Genomic DNA, 17,978 nt, shown 5'->3' with positions numbered 1-17,978 from the left:
GCTGTGCGAACTTTCCTGCGGCCAAAACAAAACCCCTACCTGCATACGCAGATAGGGGTTTCGGAATTTAATCTTGACGATGACCTACTCTCACATGGGGAAACCCCACACTACCATCGGCGATGCATCGTTTCACTGCTGAGTTCGGGATGGGATCAGGTGGTTCCAATGCTCTATGGTCGTCAAGAAATTCGGTAGCCAGGTCGTTCTCCTTGCGGATCACGCTCCAGCGAATGGGCAGGTGATAGATTTGTGTGTTGCGTTGCGAATTTTCGACTTGTGTCGTCTTCACACACCGCAATCTGGTGCCTCTTCAGGTCAGCAAATTGCTTGGGTGTTATATGGTCAAGCCTCACGGGCAATTAGTATTGGTTAGCTCAACGCCTCACAGCGCTTACACACCCAACCTATCAACGTCGTAGTCTTCGACGGCCCTTCAGGGGACTCAAGGTCCCAGTGAGATCTCATCTTGAGGCTAGTTTCCCGCTTAGATGCTTTCAGCGGTTATCTATTCCGAACATAGCTACCCGGCAATGCCACTGGCGTGACAACCGGAACACCAGAGGTTCGTCCACTCCGGTCCTCTCGTACTAGGAGCAGCCCCTCTCAAATCTCAAACGTCCACGGCAGATAGGGACCGAACTGTCTCACGACGTTCTAAACCCAGCTCGCGTACCACTTTAAATGGCGAACAGCCATACCCTTGGGACCGGCTTCAGCCCCAGGATGTGATGAGCCGACATCGAGGTGCCAAACACCGCCGTCGATATGAACTCTTGGGCGGTATCAGCCTGTTATCCCCGGAGTACCTTTTATCCGTTGAGCGATGGCCCTTCCATACAGAACCACCGGATCACTAAGACCTACTTTCGTACCTGCTCGACGTGTCTGTCTCGCAGTCAAGCGCGCTTTTGCCTTTATACTCTACGACCGATTTCCGACCGGTCTGAGCGCACCTTCGTACTCCTCCGTTACTCTTTAGGAGGAGACCGCCCCAGTCAAACTACCCACCATACACTGTCCTCGATCCGGATAACGGACCTGAGTTAGAACCTCAAAGTTGCCAGGGTGGTATTTCAAGGTTGGCTCCACGCGAACTGGCGTCCACGCTTCAAAGCCTCCCACCTATCCTACACAAGCAAATTCAAAGTCCAGTGCAAAGCTATAGTAAAGGTTCACGGGGTCTTTCCGTCTAGCCGCGGATACACTGCATCTTCACAGCGATTTCAATTTCACTGAGTCTCGGGTGGAGACAGCGCCGCCATCGTTACGCCATTCGTGCAGGTCGGAACTTACCCGACAAGGAATTTCGCTACCTTAGGACCGTTATAGTTACGGCCGCCGTTTACCGGGGCTTCGATCAAGAGCTTCGCGTTAGCTAACCCCATCAATTAACCTTCCGGCACCGGGCAGGCGTCACACCCTATACGTCCACTTTCGTGTTTGCAGAGTGCTGTGTTTTTAATAAACAGTCGCAGCGGCCTGGTATCTTCGACCGGCATGGGCTTACGCAGTAAATGCTTCACCCTCACCGGCGCACCTTCTCCCGAAGTTACGGTGCCATTTTGCCTAGTTCCTTCACCCGAGTTCTCTCAAGCGCCTTGGTATTCTCTACCCAACCACCTGTGTCGGTTTGGGGTACGGTTCCTGGTTACCTGAAGCTTAGAAGCTTTTCTTGGAAGCATGGCATCAACCACTTCGTCACCCAAAGGGTAACTCGTCATCAGCTCTCGGCCTTAGAATCCCGGATTTACCTAAGATTCCAGCCTACCACCTTAAACTTGGACAACCAACGCCAAGCTGGCCTAGCCTTCTCCGTCCCTCCATCGCAATAACCAGAAGTACAGGAATATTAACCTGTTTTCCATCGACTACGCTTTTCAGCCTCGCCTTAGGGACCGACTAACCCTGCGTCGATTAACGTTGCGCAGGAAACCTTGGTCTTTCGGCGTGGGTGTTTTTCACACCCATTGTCGTTACTCATGTCAGCATTCGCACTTCTGATACCTCCAGCAAGCTTCTCAACTCACCTTCACAGGCTTACAGAACGCTCCTCTACCGCATCACCTAAGTGATACCCGTAGCTTCGGTGTATGGTTTGAGCCCCGTTACATCTTCCGCGCAGGCCGACTCGACTAGTGAGCTATTACGCTTTCTTTAAAGGGTGGCTGCTTCTAAGCCAACCTCCTAGCTGTCTAAGCCTTCCCACATCGTTTCCCACTTAACCATAACTTTGGGACCTTAGCTGACGGTCTGGGTTGTTTCCCTTTTCACGACGGACGTTAGCACCCGCCGTGTGTCTCCCATGCTCGGCACTTGTAGGTATTCGGAGTTTGCATCGGTTTGGTAAGTCGGGATGACCCCCTAGCCGAAACAGTGCTCTACCCCCTACAGTGATACATGAGGCGCTACCTAAATAGCTTTCGAGGAGAACCAGCTATCTCCGAGCTTGATTAGCCTTTCACTCCGATCCACAGGTCATCCGCTAACTTTTCAACGGTAGTCGGTTCGGTCCTCCAGTTAGTGTTACCCAACCTTCAACCTGCCCATGGATAGATCGCCCGGTTTCGGGTCTATTCCCAGCGACTAGACGCCCTATTAAGACTCGCTTTCGCTACGCCTCCCCTATTCGGTTAAGCTCGCCACTGAAAATAAGTCGCTGACCCATTATACAAAAGGTACGCAGTCACCCAACAAAGTGGGCTCCCACTGCTTGTACGCATACGGTTTCAGGATCTATTTCACTCCCCTCTCCGGGGTTCTTTTCGCCTTTCCCTCACGGTACTAGTTCACTATCGGTCAGTCAGTAGTATTTAGCCTTGGAGGATGGTCCCCCCATATTCAGACAAAGTTTCTCGTGCTCCGTCCTACTCGATTTCATGACCAAGAGATTTTCGCGTACAGGGCTATCACCCACTATGGCCGCACTTTCCAGAGCGTTCCGCTAATCTCAAAGCCACTTAAGGGCTAGTCCCCGTTCGCTCGCCACTACTAAGGGAATCTCGGTTGATTTCTTTTCCTCAGGGTACTTAGATGTTTCAGTTCCCCTGGTTCGCCTCTTAAGCCTATGTATTCAGCTTAAGATAACCATCTTATGATGGCTGGGTTCCCCCATTCAGACATCTCCGGATCAAAGTCTGTTTGCCGACTCCCCGAAGCTTTTCGCAGGCTACCACGTCTTTCATCGCCTCTGACTGCCAAGGCATCCACCGTATGCGCTTCTTCACTTGACCATATAACCCCAAGCAATCTGGTTATACTGTGAAGACGACATTCGCCGAAAATTCGCAATTTAACTCACAAATTTTACCTTAGCCTGAGCCGTTACCAGTGAAAGTAACGTCCAGTCTATCTTTCTATCACATACCCAAATTTTTAAAGAACGATCTAATCAAAGATTAGAAATCAATATTCACAATGGAATATTCATTTCTAAACTCTAACGAAAAAGACAACCTTATGGATGTCTATCGCCTCTACAGTGAATCAAGCAATTCGTGTGGGAACTTATGGAGCAGCTGATGTCGTCGATTAAGGAGGTGATCCAGCCGCAGGTTCCCCTACGGCTACCTTGTTACGACTTCACCCCAGTCATGAATCACACCGTGGTAACCGTCCTCCCGAAGGTTAGACTAGCTACTTCTGGTGCAACCCACTCCCATGGTGTGACGGGCGGTGTGTACAAGGCCCGGGAACGTATTCACCGCGACATTCTGATTCGCGATTACTAGCGATTCCGACTTCACGCAGTCGAGTTGCAGACTGCGATCCGGACTACGATCGGTTTTCTGGGATTAGCTCCACCTCGCGGCTTGGCAACCCTCTGTACCGACCATTGTAGCACGTGTGTAGCCCAGGCCGTAAGGGCCATGATGACTTGACGTCATCCCCACCTTCCTCCGGTTTGTCACCGGCAGTCTCCTTAGAGTGCCCACCATTACGTGCTGGTAACTAAGGACAAGGGTTGCGCTCGTTACGGGACTTAACCCAACATCTCACGACACGAGCTGACGACAGCCATGCAGCACCTGTCTCAATGTTCCCGAAGGCACCAACCCATCTCTGGGAAGTTCATTGGATGTCAAGGCCTGGTAAGGTTCTTCGCGTTGCTTCGAATTAAACCACATGCTCCACCGCTTGTGCGGGCCCCCGTCAATTCATTTGAGTTTTAACCTTGCGGCCGTACTCCCCAGGCGGTCAACTTAATGCGTTAGCTGCGCCACTAAGAGCTCAAGGCTCCCAACGGCTAGTTGACATCGTTTACGGCGTGGACTACCAGGGTATCTAATCCTGTTTGCTCCCCACGCTTTCGCACCTCAGTGTCAGTATCAGTCCAGGTGGTCGCCTTCGCCACTGGTGTTCCTTCCTATATCTACGCATTTCACCGCTACACAGGAAATTCCACCACCCTCTACCATACTCTAGCTTGTCAGTTTTGAATGCAGTTCCCAGGTTGAGCCCGGGGATTTCACATCCAACTTAACAAACCACCTACGCGCGCTTTACGCCCAGTAATTCCGATTAACGCTTGCACCCTCTGTATTACCGCGGCTGCTGGCACAGAGTTAGCCGGTGCTTATTCTGTCGGTAACGTCAAAACACTTACGTATTAGGTAAATGCCCTTCCTCCCAACTTAAAGTGCTTTACAATCCGAAGACCTTCTTCACACACGCGGCATGGCTGGATCAGGCTTTCGCCCATTGTCCAATATTCCCCACTGCTGCCTCCCGTAGGAGTCTGGACCGTGTCTCAGTTCCAGTGTGACTGATCATCCTCTCAGACCAGTTACGGATCGTCGCCTTGGTGAGCCATTACCTCACCAACTAGCTAATCCGACCTAGGCTCATCTGATAGCGCAAGGCCCGAAGGTCCCCTGCTTTCTCCCGTAGGACGTATGCGGTATTAGCGTCCGTTTCCGAGCGTTATCCCCCACTACCAGGCAGATTCCTAGGCATTACTCACCCGTCCGCCGCTCGCCACCAGGTACAAGTACCCGTGCTGCCGCTCGACTTGCATGTGTTAGGCCTGCCGCCAGCGTTCAATCTGAGCCATGATCAAACTCTTCAGTTCAAACATCTTTGGGTTTTTAAGAAACCCTAAACTTGGCTCAGCAATCGTTGGTTACATCTTTGATTTCTCGCGGAGTAACTTGTGATGCTGATAATCTTGTTGACTATCAGTCTGACTCCACAAGCACCCACACGAATTGCTTGATTCAGTTGTTAAAGAGCGGTTGGTTAAGATCTTTCGTCTCAACCGAGGCGCGCATTCTACAGCAGCCTCTGTTGCTGTCAAGCGGTTATTTTCCGAAGTTTTCAAAGTTTCCTTTGCAACTTCAACCACTTGCGCTTGCGATCTCTCGTTAGCGGGAGGCGAATTCTACAGCGTTACTCGCTGCTGTCAACACCTCTTTTGTTCCGCTTTCGACCGAGAAGATCGAACCGTTAAAAGAGCCAAACAACACCACTCTTTCAACTCCTTCTGGGCTTCGATGACCTGAAGCAACTCGCTGTCGAAAACTGCGTAACTCATTGTTTACCAAGGAGTTTTCCGTTTCGACTGCGCCGGAAGTGGGGCGAATTATAGACTTCCAGAATCTGCCGTCAACACCTATTTCCACAATTCTGTCATATAGGCTACCCCCCCCTGTAACGCAAAGGCCGGCCCCAAGGGGCCGGCCTTCTTCCCTTCTACTTACAAGCTAGGGAATGCGAACTGCGAAGCTTCATGGCTCGCCCGTTGTGGCCAGCGCTGGGTAATGGCCTTACGACGGGTGTAGAAACGCACGCCATCCGGACCATACGCATGCAAGTCGCCGAACAGCGAGCGCTTCCAGCCGCCAAAGCTGTGATAAGCCACCGGTACCGGCAGCGGTACGTTGACGCCGACCATACCGACTTCGATTTCGTCGCAGAACAACCGCGCTGCTTCCCCATCACGGGTAAAGATGCAGGTGCCGTTGCCATACTCGTGATCGTTGATCAGCTGCATCGCCTCTTCCAGGCTATTAACCCGGACAACACACAGCACCGGCCCGAAGATCTCTTCTTTATAGATGCGCATCTCTGGCGTGACGTTATCGAACAAGCAGCCACCGAGGAAGAAGCCTTCCTCATGACCGGCCACGCTCAGACCACGACCATCCACCACCAAGGTCGCACCAGAAGAAACACCGTCTTCTATATAGCCACTGACTTTGTCGCGAGCCTGACCGGAAACCAGCGGCCCCATGTCCAGACCGCATGAAGTACCGGCACCGATTTTCAGCGCCTTGATTTGCGGTACCAACTTGGCCACCAGCGCATCCGCCACCTGGTCACCGACGCACACAGCCACCGAGATCGCCATGCAACGTTCACCGCAAGAACCATAAGCCGCGCCCATCAATGCGCTGACCGCGTTATCCAGATCCGCATCCGGCATCAGCACCGCATGGTTCTTCGCGCCACCCAGTGCCTGAACGCGTTTGCCGCGCTTGGTGCCTTCGGCGTAGATGTATTCGGCAATCGGCGTCGAACCAACGAAGCTCAACGCTTTGACTTCCGGCGCTTCGATCAACGCGTCCACCGCAGCCTTGTCGCCGTGCACTACGCTCATCACGCCTTTAGGCAAACCGGCTTCCAGCAACAATTGAGCGATCAACAGCGTGGAGCTTGGATCACGCTCAGAGGGTTTGAGGATAAAGCAGTTGCCGCAGACGATCGCCAGCGGATACATCCACAGCGGCACCATGGCCGGGAAGTTGAACGGCGTAATACCGGCCACCACGCCCAAAGGCTGGAAGTCCGACCAGGCATCGATATTTGGGCCGACGTTACGGCTGTATTCACCCTTGAGGATTTCCGGTGCTGCACAAGCGAACTCGACGTTCTCGATACCGCGCTTCAATTCACCGGCAGCATCTTCCAGCGTCTTGCCGTGTTCTTCGCTAATCAGTTGAGCGATACGCGCTTCGTTCTGTTCCAGCAATTGCTTGAAGCGGAACATCACCTGCGCACGCTTGGCCGGCGGAGTGTTGCGCCAGGCCGGGAACGCAGCCTTGGCCGAGTCGATGGCTTTTTGAATGGTTTCGCGGCTGGCCAATGGCAGCTTGTGGATAGCCTGGCCGGTGGACGGGTTGAACACGTCAGCGGTGCGACCGTCTTCGGTCACCAGTTCGCCATTGATCAAATGCGGGATAAGGCTCATGCGGGGCTCCTGAAAAGTTGTCCACAGGCGCCCTTCAAGGGGCGCCCGTCTTTATATAGAGAGAATAGAGGGAGAAATCAGTCGATTTTGTTCAGCACTTCGCCGACCGCGTCGAACAGACGATCAAGGTCTTGCGGCTTGCTGTTGAAGGTTGGGCCGAACTGCAGGGTGTCGCCGCCGAAGCGCACGTAGAACCCGGCTTTCCACAACGCCATGCCCGCTTCGAACGGACGCACGATGGCGTCGCCGTCACGCGGCGCGATCTGGATCGCACCGGCCAAACCGTAGTTACGAATATCGATGATGTTTTTCGAGCCCTTCAGACCGTGCAGCGCATTTTCGAAATGCGGTGCGACTTCGGCCACGCTCTGCACCAGGTTTTCCTTTTGCAGCAGGTCGAGTGCTGCCAGGCCAGCAGCGCAAGCCACCGGGTGCGCGGAATAGGTGTAGCCGTGCGGGAATTCCACCGCGTACTCCGGCGTCGCCTGGTTCATGAAGGTCTGGTAGATCTCGGAGCTGGCAATCACCGCGCCCATCGGGATCGCGCCGTTAGTGACTTGCTTGGCGATGCACATCAGGTCCGGGGTCACGCCGAAGCTGTCGGCGCCGAACATCGAACCGGTACGGCCGAAACCGGTGATCACTTCGTCGAACACCAGCAGGATGTTGTGCTGATCGCAGATCTCGCGCAGACGCTTCAGGTAACCCTGTGGTGGAACCAGTACGCCAGCGGAACCGGCCATTGGCTCGACGAACACTGCAGCGATGTTCGAAGCGTCATGCAGCTCGATCAACTTGAGCAGTTCATCCGCCAGGGCGATACCGCCCTCTGTCGGCATGCCACGGGAATAAGCATTGCTCGCCAACAAGGTGTGAGGCAGGTGATCGACGTCCATCATCGCCTGACCGAACATTTTGCGGTTTCCGTTCACGCCACCGAGGCTCGTGCCGGCGATGTTCACGCCGTGATAACCACGGGCACGGCCGATCATCTTGGTCTTGGTGGCCTGGCCTTTCAGGCGCCAGTAAGCACGCACCATCTTCACTGCCGTGTCAGCGCACTCGGATCCCGAGTCAGTGAAGAACACGTGATTGAGATTGCCCGGGGTCAGGTCGGTGATTTTCTCAGCCAGCTGGAACGAAAGCGGATGGCCGTACTGGAAGCCCGGCGAGTAATCGAGGGTGCCCAATTGCTTGGCGACCGCTTCCTGAATTTCCTTGCGGGTATGCCCGGCGCCACAGGTCCACAAACCAGAGAGCGAGTCGTAAACCTTGCGCCCCTTGTCATCGATCAGCCAACTGCCTTCAGCCGCCACGATCAGTCGCGGATCGCGCTGGAAATTACGGTTGGCGGTGTAGGGCATCCAGTGAGCATCGAGCTTGAGCTGGCTGGCCAGGGAAGTCGGGTTGTTTTCAGGCAAGTTCATGGGCAAAACCTCGCAGGGCAATAAGCGGCATAGAGATCAAAAGCGTTCTTGCAGCTAAATTGCCACGGGGATAAAGTCGGTGAAATCCAACTCTTCTAACGTTCAGTCAGGTAACCACTAAACTATGAGCAGCCGCCGCCCCGATCCGCTGGCGCAAGTCAGTGACTTTGATATCCGCTTATTGAGGATCTTCCGCAGCGTCGTGGAATGCGGTGGCTTCTCCGCGGCGGAATCGGTGCTGGGAATCGGTCGCTCGGCCATCAGCCAGCAAATGAGCGATCTGGAACAGCGCCTCGGTCTGCGTTTATGCCAACGGGGTCGCGCCGGGTTTTCCCTGACCGAAGAAGGTCGCGAGGTTTACCAATCGGCGTTGCAGCTATTAAGTGCGCTGGAAAGCTTCCGCACCGAGGTCAACGGCCTGCACCAACATCTGCGCGGCGAATTGACCATCGGCCTGACCGACAACCTGGTCACCCTGCCCCACATGCGCATCACCCACGCCTTGGCGCAATTGAAGGAACGCGGGCCGGACGTGCAGATTCAGATCCGCATGATCGCGCCCAATGAAGTCGAACAAGGCGTGCTCGACGGTCGATTGCATGTCGGAGTGGTGCCGCAAGCCAGCGCGCTGTCGGGGTTGGAATACCAGCCGCTTTATAGCGAACGCTCGCTGCTGTATTGCGCGGTCGGTCATCCGTTGTTTTATGTCGACGATAAACAACTGGATGACGAGCGCCTCAATAGCCAGGACGCCATCGCGCCGACTTTCCGTTTGCCCGCGGAAATCCAGGCCCATTACCAGGCGCTCAATTGCACCGCCAGTGCCTCGGACCGTGAAGGCATGGCGTTCCTGATCCTCACCGGACGCTACATCGGCTACCTGCCGGACCACTACGCCAGCCTCTGGGTGCAGCAAGGCCGGTTGCGTGCGCTGAAACCAAAGGTGCGTTTTTATGACCTGAGCCTTGCATCGGTCACGCGCAAGGGCCGTCGCCCGCATTTGGTGCTGGAAAGCTTTTTGGAGAGCCTGGCTGCGACACGCTAGGTTATATTGCGTCAGGACTTGTCTGATGCCGGTGGGTGCGCTATCAACGCACTGGTTGCACCCACCCACCTGTTCGGAAGTGCCTATGACCTTTGAAGTCCCCGCTCACGGCGGCAAACCTGCCAGCCGCATTCGTCAAAAGAACGAAGAGACCATCATCAAAGCCGCCGAAGACGAGTTCGCCCGTCACGGGTTCAAAGGCACCAGCATGAACACCATCGCCCTGAATGCCGGGTTGCCCAAGGCGAATCTGCATTATTACTTCACCAACAAACTCGGTTTGTACGTGGCGGTGTTGAGCAACATCCTCCAGTTGTGGGACAGCACCTTCAACACCCTGACCGCTGAAGATGATCCGGCCGAAGCGCTGACGCGTTACATCCGCGCCAAGATGGAATTCTCCCGCCGTCAGCCGCAAGCCTCGCGGATCTTCGCGATGGAAGTGATCAGCGGCGGCGAATGCCTGACCGAGTACTTCAACCAGGATTATCGCGCCTGGTTCCAGGGCCGGGCGGGCGTGTTCCAAGCCTGGATCGACGCCGGAAAAATGGACCCGGTCGACCCGGTGAACCTGATCTTCCTGTTGTGGGGCAGCACTCAGCATTACGCGGATTTCGCCACGCAGATCTGCCGTGTCAGCGGGCGCACCAAGCTCACCAAGCAGGACATGGAAGACGCCGGCAACAACCTGATCCGCATCATTCTCAAGGGCTGCGGCCTGACGCCAACGATCTAAGACACTTATGCCTTTTACCCTCAGCGGTTTTTGCGAATACCGCGAAGAGATTCGCAAAAGCCGCTTCATCACTTTCGCCACGCCGATCAGCAGCCCTGTTGAAGCCCTGGCGTTCATCGAACAGCACAGCGATTTGAATGCCTCGCACAATTGCTGGGCCTGGAAACTTGGCGACCAATACCGCAGCACTGACGACGGCGAGCCCGGCGGCACCGCTGGCCGGCCGATTCTGGCGGCGATCGACGCGCAGGATTGCGATCAGGTCGCGGTGCTGGTGATTCGTTGGTATGGCGGCGTTCAACTCGGCACCGGTGGCCTCGCCCGGGCGTATGGCGGCGGCGCCAACAAGTGCCTGCAAGCAGCGGCGAAGGTTGAGTTGATCAGTCGGGTGCCGGTGAGTTGCGCTTGTGCTTTTGCAGAGTTGCCGCTGGTGAAGCTTCGGGTGGCGGAACTGGGTGGATTGGTTGTGGAAGAAACGTTCACGGCCAACGGCGTAGAGCTGCAATTGGCGATCGGCGAAAGCCAGATCGATACTCTGCAAACGCAGCTGGCGGATCTGAGTCGCGGGCGCATTTTGTTGCAGCACTAATCGCACCAATAACGTTCGCAGCCCTTTCGTCGAACCTCTGCATTTGCCCACATCTACTGTGCACCCGGCTGTGGATAACCTGAGCACACCCGGCTGTAACCCTTCTGTCATGCGGCTTTGCGGGCGTTGCTCACTTTTCGACCAATCCGCCATCAAAAAAGCTAAATCCACGTAAAAACAATCAGTTAGAGCGGTTTATCACCTTTAGAAGAAAGCCACACAGTGCTTATGCCCGAGCTTCGGGCTTGCGCACAAATACTGTGGAGCAATCTGTGGATAACCCGTTCATGGCTGTCGCCGCCCCGTGTCCGGCGTGGCTTGTCGTCAGTTGCTCGTTTTTTGATCAAACACCCTGAGCAAAATCGGAGCCTGATCAACGGCGTTGCCCTCAAGTGGTGCCTGATTCGGGATCGACATAGGGCAAGGCGTCGTCTTCTAAGCCTTTGCCTGTAACGCTTTTGAGTTTTCCTGACTCAATGGCCAGGAAATTGCTTTGTCCACAGGCATCACTTCAATCGACCCGAGCCTGTCATGCCCAACCCCGTGCCGATCCCCGATCCAACACCTCGTCTGCAACTGCGCAGAATCAGCAAGCGCTACCCCGGTTGCCTGGCCAACGATGCTATCGACTTGAGCATAGCCCCTGGCGAAATCCACGCCCTGCTCGGCGAAAACGGCGCAGGCAAAAGTACGCTGATGAAGATCATCTACGGCGTCACCCACGCGGACTCGGGAGAGATGATCTGGCAAGGGCAACGCGTGACCCTGCGCAACCCGGCTCAGGCTCGGGGGCTGGGAATCGGCATGGTTTTCCAGCATTTCTCGCTGTTCGAGACGCTGAGCGTGGCGCAGAACATTGCCTTGGCGATGGGCGCGGCGGCTGGTACACCGAAACAGCTTGAGCCAAAGATTCGTGAAGTCTCCCGGCGTTACGGCATGGCGCTGGAGCCGGAACGACTTGTCCACAGCCTGTCGATCGGCGAACGCCAGCGGGTAGAAATCATTCGTTGCCTGATGCAGGACATCCGTCTGCTGATTCTCGATGAGCCGACCTCGGTACTGACTCCACAGGAGGCCGACGAATTGTTCGTCACCTTGCGCCGACTGGCGGCCGAGGGTTGCAGCATTCTGTTTATCAGCCACAAACTCGGTGAAGTTCGCGCGTTGTGTCATAGCGCTACGGTGTTGCGCAGCGGTCGGGTGGCCGGGCATTGCGTGCCGGCCGAGTGTTCGGATCGGCAACTGGCGCAGTTGATGGTCGGCGAAGCCGCTGCGCTGATTACGGATTATCCGAAAGTCACTGGCGCTAATGCATTCCTGAACGTGACGGGATTGTCCTGGCACAACCCGGACCCGTTCGGCTGCTCGCTGAATGACATTGACCTGCAAGTGCGCAGCGGTGAAATCGTCGGCATCGCCGGTGTCGCGGGCAATGGTCAGGATGAGTTGCTGGCCCTGCTCAGTGGCGAAGAACCGCTCAGCCGCAACGACGGCGCAACGATCAGTTTCGCCGGGCAACCGGTGGCGCATTTGCGGCCGGATGCACGGCGAAAACTGGGCCTGTCCTTCGTTCCCGCCGAACGCCTCGGCCATGGCGCGGTGCCGGAGTTGAACCTGGCTGACAACGCCTTGCTCACCGCTTTTCAACAAGGATTGGTCAGCAATGGGCTGATCCAACGCAATAAGGTCGAAGCCTTGGCCGAAGAGATCATCCGACGATTCGGGGTGAAGACGCCCGATACCCAGACACCGGCCCGCAGCCTGTCCGGCGGCAACTTGCAGAAATTCATCCTCGGCCGGGAAATCCTGCAGCAACCGAAACTGCTGGTGGCCGCGCACCCGACCTGGGGCGTGGACGTCGGCGCTGCCGCGACCATTCACCGGGCGCTGATTGCCTTGCGCGACGCCGGCGCGGCGATCCTGGTGATCTCCGAAGACCTCGACGAACTGTTCCAGATCAGCGACCGCCTCGGCGCCTTGTGCGGTGGTCGATTGTCACCGCTCAAGCCCACGGTCGACACGCGTCTGATCGATGTCGGCGGCTGGATGGCCGGCCAGTTCGACGCGCCTCAATCACCCGCACTCGCAACGCTTTAACGGAGCTTCACATGCTGCTTTCTCTCGAACCCCGTGGCCAGCAATCGCGCCTGATGCTGTGGTGCTCACCGTTGCTGGCGGCTGTCCTGACGTTGGGCTGTGGCTCGCTGCTGTTTATTGCGCTGGGGCATGACCCATTGCTGACTTTGCACACCTTGCTGATCGCCCCGGTCAGCGACCTGTATGGCGTCTCCGAACTGCTGGTCAAAGCGCTGCCGATTCTGCTCTGCGCGTTGGGGCTGGCGGTGGCGTATCAAGCGCGGATCTGGAACATCGGCGCCGAAGGTCAGTTGCTGCTTGGTGCGCTGGCCGGCAGTGCGCTCGCTGTGAACATTATCGGCATGCAGAGTCGCTGGGCACTGGTGTTGATCCTGCTCGTCGGCTCCCTGGCCGGCGCGGCATGGGCCGGGCTGACGGCGTGGTTGCGCACGCGTTTCAATGCCAATGAAATCCTCACCAGCATCATGCTCAATTACATCGCCCTGAACCTGTTGTTGTTCTGCGTGCATGGGCCGCTGAAGGATCCGGCCGGGTTCAACTTTCCCGAGTCGGCGATGTTCGGTGATGCCAGCCGTTTGCCGTTGTTGATCGAGGACGGTCGGGTTCACGCCGGGGTGTATTTCGCCTTGCTCGCGTTGGTGGCGGTGTGGGTGTTGCTGCAGAAAAGCTTTATCGGGTTCCAGATCAAAGTCCTCGGGCTGGATAAGCGCGCAGCGGGGTTCGTCGGCTTTCGCGAGAAGCGGCTGATCTGGCTGGCGCTATTGATCAGCGGAGGATTGGCGGGGCTGGCCGGCGTGTGTGAAGTCACCGGGCCGATCGGCCAACTGGTGCCGCAAGTCTCGCCCGGTTATGGCTATGCCGCGATCACCGTGGCGTTTCTCGGGCGACTCAATCCCATCGGCATTCTGTTTTCCAGTCTGCTGATGGCGCTGCTGTACATCGGCGGCGAGAGCGCGCAGATGAGCATGAATCTGCCCCAGGCAATCACCCAATTGTTCCAGGGAATGATGTTGTTTTTCCTGCTGGCCAGTGACGTGCTGATTCTCTACCGACCACGCTTGAACCTGCGCTGGTCCCGTCGTGCACAAGCCACCGTCGTACAAGCAGGAGCGCTGTGATGGATATCGATCTGCTGAGCAATATTTTCTACGCCATGGTCCGCTGCGGCACACCGTTGCTGTTGGTGGCTTTGGGTGAATTGATCTGCGAGAAGAGCGGCGTCCTCAACCTGGGTCAGGAAGGCATGATGCTGTTTGGTGCCGTGATCGGTTTTATCGTCGCGTTGAGCAGCGGCAACCTGTGGCTCGGCGTGTTGCTGGCGATGCTTGCCGGGATGCTGTTGTCGTCCCTGTTTGCGCTGGTGGCGCTGGTGTTCAACGCCAATCAGGTGGCCACCGGGTTGGCGCTGACGATCTTCGGCGTGGGCCTGTCGACCTTTGTCGGCGCGGCGTGGGTCGGTAAACCGCTGGCGGGTTTCGAGCCGGTGGCGATTCCTTATTTGAGTGAAATCCCGCTGATCGGGCGGATGCTGTTTACGCAGGATCTGTTGGTGTACCTGTCGTTCGCGCTGTTCGCGCTGGTGGCGTGGGTGATTGTGAAAAGTCGCGTGGGGCTGATTATTCAGGCGGTCGGGGAAAGTCCGGATGCGGCCAGTGCCATGGGCTTGCCGGTGTTGGGCGTGCGCACGTTGGCGGTGCTGTTTGGTGGGGCGATGGCTGGATTGGCCGGGGCTTATTTGTCGCTGGCTTACACGCCGATGTGGGCGGAGAACATGAGCGCCGGGCGTGGCTGGATTGCCTTGGCGCTGGTGGTGTTTGCCAGTTGGAGGGTGTGGCGATTGCTGCTGGGGGCGTATCTGTTCGGGCTCGCCAGCATCCTGCATTTAGTGGCGCAGGGGTTGGGGCTGGCGATTCCGTCGAGTCTGTTGGCAATGCTGCCGTATGTCGCGACCATTGTGGTGTTGGTGCTGCTGTCGCGGGATGCGCTGCGTACGCGGTTGTATGCGCCGGTGTCGTTGGGGAAACCGTGGCAGGCCGGGCATTAGAGGCTGGCCGGGCGGGCCCCATCGCGAGCAAGCTCGCTTGTATGTTTAGACTTGAAGGGGTGGGCGGGACTAAAAGCTCGATTCTGACCAGTACAGACCGTGGGAGACTTCTCATCCCGCCCCTTCTACCCAAAGCGCCGATAAGGAATTCATCGGTAAAACCGACGATAGAGGCAAGCCAGCGCAACGGTAGACCCCGACAAGCTCTTAAACCCTAGCTCCGAGGATTCGTCATGACAATCCTTACTTCGCAGACGGTGGTTGGCGTCGATATCGCCAAGACCGAAATAGTTGTCTATCGCTCCGACCGGCTAACCACTGACACCATCAAGAACGATCGAACAGCCCTCAAACGCTGGCTTAAAACATTGCCCGCCCAAAGCGCTATCGCCGTTGAAGCCACCAACATCTACCACCTGGACACCGTCGAGCTGGCCCATGCGATGGGGCACCAGGTCTATGTCGTGGATGCTTATCGGGTGAGCAACTATCGCCGCGGCATCGGCCAACGAGCCAAGAACGATCCCTGCGATGCCCGTCTGCTGGCGCGTTATTTGACGAACGAACAAGACGGACTGCGGATCTGGAGCCCACCACCCAAGGCCTACACCTCGCTGAAAAGCCTGCTCCACAGACGTGCAACGCTGATCCAGAACCATGCCGGTCTGATGCTGAGCTGGGCCAATGAACCCTTGTTGAAGAAAGTACAGAGCGCCCAGCAAAAGGCCTTCAAGCAAGCGGATCAGGCCATTCAGAAACTGCTGCGCAAGGTCAGCAAAGAGGCGGGTATTGAAGAGAATATCGACCGCTGCAAAGCCATCGAAGGGGTTGGCGAACTGACTGCAACCGGGTTGGCGACGACCTTTATGCGCGGTGATTTTGCCAATAGTGATGCGTTCATCGCGTTTCTAGGGATGGACCTTACGGTCGATGACTCCGGGAAGAAGAACGGCCCCCGGCACCTGACAAAAAAAGGGGATCCGGAAGTCCGCCGGTTGGCTTACAACGCCGCAATGGCAGCCTGTCGCTCAGCTAAATGGAAACCGTTTTACGAGTCGTATTTGGCAAGAGGCTTCTCGAAAACCCAGGCCTTGGTGGCCCTTGCCCGGAAACTCTGCCGGGTGGCATTTGCCCTGATGAAAAATCAGAGCGAATACCACCCGGCCTGAGGTTGCGGGGTTGCCCTGCAACATAGAATCTCCCACAGGGGACTGTGGTTGAACCGGGATGTTGTGAACAACACATTCCTAATGTGTGCGAGCTTGCTCGCGATGACGCCCGCACTGGCAACACCTGAGCTACGCCCCACGCCAATTCAAAGAACAGGAAAATCACCAATAGCGAACTCCCGCCATGGAGCAAGGCATAGAGCTGCCAAGCCGAAAACAGAAATCTACCGACCGCGTCATACCGCCCAAACACCTGCTGCGGATCACGGATCCGCAGCACCGCCCACACGCAGACAATCGACCCCAACAGATTGGCCATCAGCATGTGCATCGGCTCAAACGGCGGCAACTCGCCAGGCAAGTTGAACGCCTGACTCACACTCAACAAAACTCCATGCAACGCCGCAAAACTCCACGGCGTGACAAACGCCACCATGACGATCAAGTCATACCAGGCGCTACCCTTCACCAACTGGCGATATTGCGTTGAAGTCCACATCCGTCTTGCTCCATAAATTCAGGGAGCAACAAGGCTAAAGCCTGGAGTATGCTCCAGGGTCAAGCCCTCTCGAGACGTCAGGATGCGCATCGGTGAATTAGCCCAGGCCAGCGCCGTCAGCCGCGACACGCTGCGCTTCTACGAGCAGCGCGGGTTGATTGCGGCACAACGCAGCGCCAACGGTTATCGCGACTATCCGGCGGACATGGTGCAACTGGTGCAGTACATCAAGACCGCTCAGCGATTGGGCTTTACCCTCGGCGAGATCGGCAACAGCGTCGCCGCGATATGGCAGTCGCCCGATCCGGACAGCGCCGTCACGCAATTGCTGCAAGACAAACTCAAACTGATCGAAACCCGAATGGAAGAACTCGGCGCGTTGCGTCAGGAGTTGCAGCAACGGCTCGGTCAACGCTGTCCATTAAATCCGTGATCCTCATTTTTCAAGGAAGCCACTTATGTCTACGGCAAAAACCGCACTCATCATCGGCGCCTCCCGAGGCTTGGGCCTCGGTCTGGTGAAAACCCTGCTGGCCGACGGTTGGCAGGTTACCGCCACCGTGCGCAACCCGCAGAACGCCGAAGCCTTACAGGCCTTGGGCAAGGTGCGGATCGAAAAACTCGACATGGACGATCAGCAGGCGGTCATCGCCCTGAGCCAACAACTCAAGGGCGAAGTGTTTGACCTGCTGTTCGTGAATGCCGGGGTCAAAGGTCCGGAAGTTCAAACGCCGGGCGGCGCGACCCTGGCCGAAGTCGGGCAACTGTTTTTCACCAACGCCGTGGCACCGATCAACCTGGCTCAACGCTTTGTCGGGCAGATTCGTCCGGACAGCGGCGTGCTGGCGTTCATGAGTTCGGTGCTGGGCAGCGTGACCATGCCGGATGCCCCCGAGCTGGCGTTGTACAAGGCGAGTAAAGCGGCGCTGAACTCGATGACCAGCAGCTTCGTCACTCAGTTGGGCGAGCAGAAACTCACCGTGCTGTCGCTGCATCCGGGTTGGGTGAAGACCGACATGGGCGGTGAAGGCGCTGACATTGATGTGGGCACCAGTACGCGTGGGTTGGTCGATCAGGTGAATGCGTATACCGGCAAGGGCGGGCATCATTTTGTGAATTACCGGGGTGAAACCATTCCCTGGTAACCCCCCCCTTCCCCTGTGGGAGCGAGCTTGCTCGCGAT

General features: G+C 56.6%; 11 protein-coding genes, 3 rRNA genes and 1 pseudogene. 9 read left to right on the top strand and 6 right to left on the bottom strand.

Annotated elements, in window-relative coordinates:
• Positions 1–71: 71 nt before the first annotated feature.
• The 5 genes from rrf to aptA all read right to left on the bottom strand — a co-directional run bounded on the left by rrf (position 72) and on the right by aptA (position 8,616).
• Positions 72–187 (bottom strand): 5S ribosomal RNA (rrf, locus tag QFX16_RS03470).
• A gap of 154 nt (positions 188–341) precedes the next feature.
• Positions 342–3,233 (bottom strand): 23S ribosomal RNA (locus tag QFX16_RS03465).
• A 299-nt stretch (positions 3,234–3,532) separates the two neighbouring features.
• Positions 3,533–5,071: ribosomal RNA gene (locus QFX16_RS03460) — 16S ribosomal RNA — on the bottom strand.
• Together the 16S, 23S and 5S rRNA genes form the textbook arrangement of a ribosomal RNA operon.
• Before the next feature lie 624 nt (positions 5,072–5,695).
• Positions 5,696–7,189: a CoA-acylating methylmalonate-semialdehyde dehydrogenase gene (locus QFX16_RS03455; RefSeq protein WP_283182841.1), complete on the bottom strand. Its 1,494-nt coding sequence runs from the start codon at positions 7,187–7,189 to the stop codon at positions 5,696–5,698.
• A 77-nt stretch (positions 7,190–7,266) separates the two neighbouring features.
• Positions 7,267–8,616 carry an omega-aminotransferase AptA gene (gene aptA, locus QFX16_RS03450; RefSeq protein WP_129438726.1) on the bottom strand — a complete coding sequence of 450 codons (1,350 nt, stop codon included), beginning with the start codon at positions 8,614–8,616 and terminating at the stop codon, positions 7,267–7,269.
• Positions 8,617–8,740: 124 nt separating this feature from the next.
• On the opposite strand from aptA, the gene QFX16_RS03445 reads away from it, so the two are divergent.
• The 7 genes from QFX16_RS03445 to QFX16_RS03415 all read left to right on the top strand — a co-directional run bounded on the left by QFX16_RS03445 (position 8,741) and on the right by QFX16_RS03415 (position 16,296).
• The gene (locus QFX16_RS03445) at positions 8,741–9,661 is read left to right on the top strand and encodes a LysR family transcriptional regulator (RefSeq protein ID WP_046044702.1); all 921 of its coding nucleotides are present in this window, start codon (positions 8,741–8,743) and stop codon (positions 9,659–9,661) included.
• An 85-nt stretch (positions 9,662–9,746) separates the two neighbouring features.
• Positions 9,747–10,397, top strand: coding sequence for a TetR/AcrR family transcriptional regulator (locus QFX16_RS03440; RefSeq protein WP_046044703.1), 651 nt, complete (start codon positions 9,747–9,749; stop codon positions 10,395–10,397).
• A 7-nt stretch (positions 10,398–10,404) separates the two neighbouring features.
• Complete coding sequence (locus tag QFX16_RS03435; protein ID WP_283182840.1) at positions 10,405–10,986, top strand: IMPACT family protein; 582 nt, start codon at positions 10,405–10,407, stop codon at positions 10,984–10,986.
• A gap of 531 nt (positions 10,987–11,517) precedes the next feature.
• The gene (locus tag QFX16_RS03430) at positions 11,518–13,083 is read left to right on the top strand and encodes an ABC transporter ATP-binding protein (RefSeq protein WP_283182839.1); all 1,566 of its coding nucleotides are present in this window, start codon (positions 11,518–11,520) and stop codon (positions 13,081–13,083) included.
• A gap of 11 nt (positions 13,084–13,094) precedes the next feature.
• Positions 13,095–14,201, top strand: a complete 1,107-nt coding sequence (locus QFX16_RS03425) for an ABC transporter permease (RefSeq protein ID WP_283182838.1) — start codon at positions 13,095–13,097, stop codon at positions 14,199–14,201.
• Complete coding sequence (locus QFX16_RS03420; protein ID WP_283182837.1) at positions 14,201–15,127, top strand: ABC transporter permease; 927 nt, start codon at positions 14,201–14,203, stop codon at positions 15,125–15,127. Before QFX16_RS03425 ends, QFX16_RS03420 begins: the two co-directional genes overlap by 1 nt.
• Before the next feature lie 233 nt (positions 15,128–15,360).
• The gene (locus tag QFX16_RS03415) at positions 15,361–16,296 is read left to right on the top strand and encodes an IS110 family RNA-guided transposase (protein WP_283180612.1); all 936 of its coding nucleotides are present in this window, start codon (positions 15,361–15,363) and stop codon (positions 16,294–16,296) included.
• A gap of 88 nt (positions 16,297–16,384) precedes the next feature.
• Here the strand turns inward: QFX16_RS03415 and QFX16_RS03410 are convergent.
• Positions 16,385–16,795 (bottom strand): annotated as a pseudogene (locus QFX16_RS03410) (hypothetical protein); the annotation flags it as partial.
• A gap of 82 nt (positions 16,796–16,877) precedes the next feature.
• On the opposite strand from QFX16_RS03410, the gene QFX16_RS03405 reads away from it, so the two are divergent.
• Together QFX16_RS03405 and QFX16_RS03400 are read left to right on the top strand one after the other, a co-directional pair.
• A complete protein-coding gene (locus QFX16_RS03405; protein ID WP_150656923.1) occupies positions 16,878–17,228 on the top strand; it encodes a MerR family transcriptional regulator in 351 nt (116 codons plus the stop codon).
• 25 nt (positions 17,229–17,253) lie between these two features.
• On the top strand, positions 17,254–17,940 hold the full coding sequence (locus QFX16_RS03400; protein WP_283182836.1) for an SDR family oxidoreductase: 687 nt from the start codon (positions 17,254–17,256) through the stop codon (positions 17,938–17,940).
• Positions 17,941–17,978: the final 38 nt, after the last annotated feature.

This window comes from Pseudomonas svalbardensis (genome assembly GCF_030053115.1).
Lineage (GTDB): Bacteria > Pseudomonadota > Gammaproteobacteria > Pseudomonadales > Pseudomonadaceae > Aquipseudomonas > Aquipseudomonas svalbardensis.
Note: the sequence above shows the minus strand (reverse complement) of the source record. Positions and strands in the feature narration are given on the sequence as shown.

Bases quoted from the DNA above. Each gene is read 5' to 3' on its own strand.
- QFX16_RS03420 (WP_283182837.1), top strand. From the start codon at position 14,201: ATGGATATCGATCTGCTGAGCAATATTTTCTACGCCATGGTCCGCTGC.
- aptA (WP_129438726.1), bottom strand. From the start codon at position 8,616: ATGAACTTGCCTGAAAACAACCCGACTTCCCTGGCCAGCCAGCTCAAG.
- QFX16_RS03425 (WP_283182838.1), top strand. From the start codon at position 13,095: ATGCTGCTTTCTCTCGAACCCCGTGGCCAGCAATCGCGCCTGATGCTG.
- QFX16_RS03415 (WP_283180612.1), top strand. From the start codon at position 15,361: ATGACAATCCTTACTTCGCAGACGGTGGTTGGCGTCGATATCGCCAAG.
- QFX16_RS03430 (WP_283182839.1), top strand. From the start codon at position 11,518: ATGCCCAACCCCGTGCCGATCCCCGATCCAACACCTCGTCTGCAACTG.
- QFX16_RS03405 (WP_150656923.1), top strand. From the start codon at position 16,878: ATGCGCATCGGTGAATTAGCCCAGGCCAGCGCCGTCAGCCGCGACACG.
- QFX16_RS03455 (WP_283182841.1), bottom strand. From the start codon at position 7,189: ATGAGCCTTATCCCGCATTTGATCAATGGCGAACTGGTGACCGAAGAC.
- QFX16_RS03445 (WP_046044702.1), top strand. From the start codon at position 8,741: ATGAGCAGCCGCCGCCCCGATCCGCTGGCGCAAGTCAGTGACTTTGAT.
- QFX16_RS03435 (WP_283182840.1), top strand. From the start codon at position 10,405: ATGCCTTTTACCCTCAGCGGTTTTTGCGAATACCGCGAAGAGATTCGC.
- QFX16_RS03400 (WP_283182836.1), top strand. From the start codon at position 17,254: ATGTCTACGGCAAAAACCGCACTCATCATCGGCGCCTCCCGAGGCTTG.
- QFX16_RS03440 (WP_046044703.1), top strand. From the start codon at position 9,747: ATGACCTTTGAAGTCCCCGCTCACGGCGGCAAACCTGCCAGCCGCATT.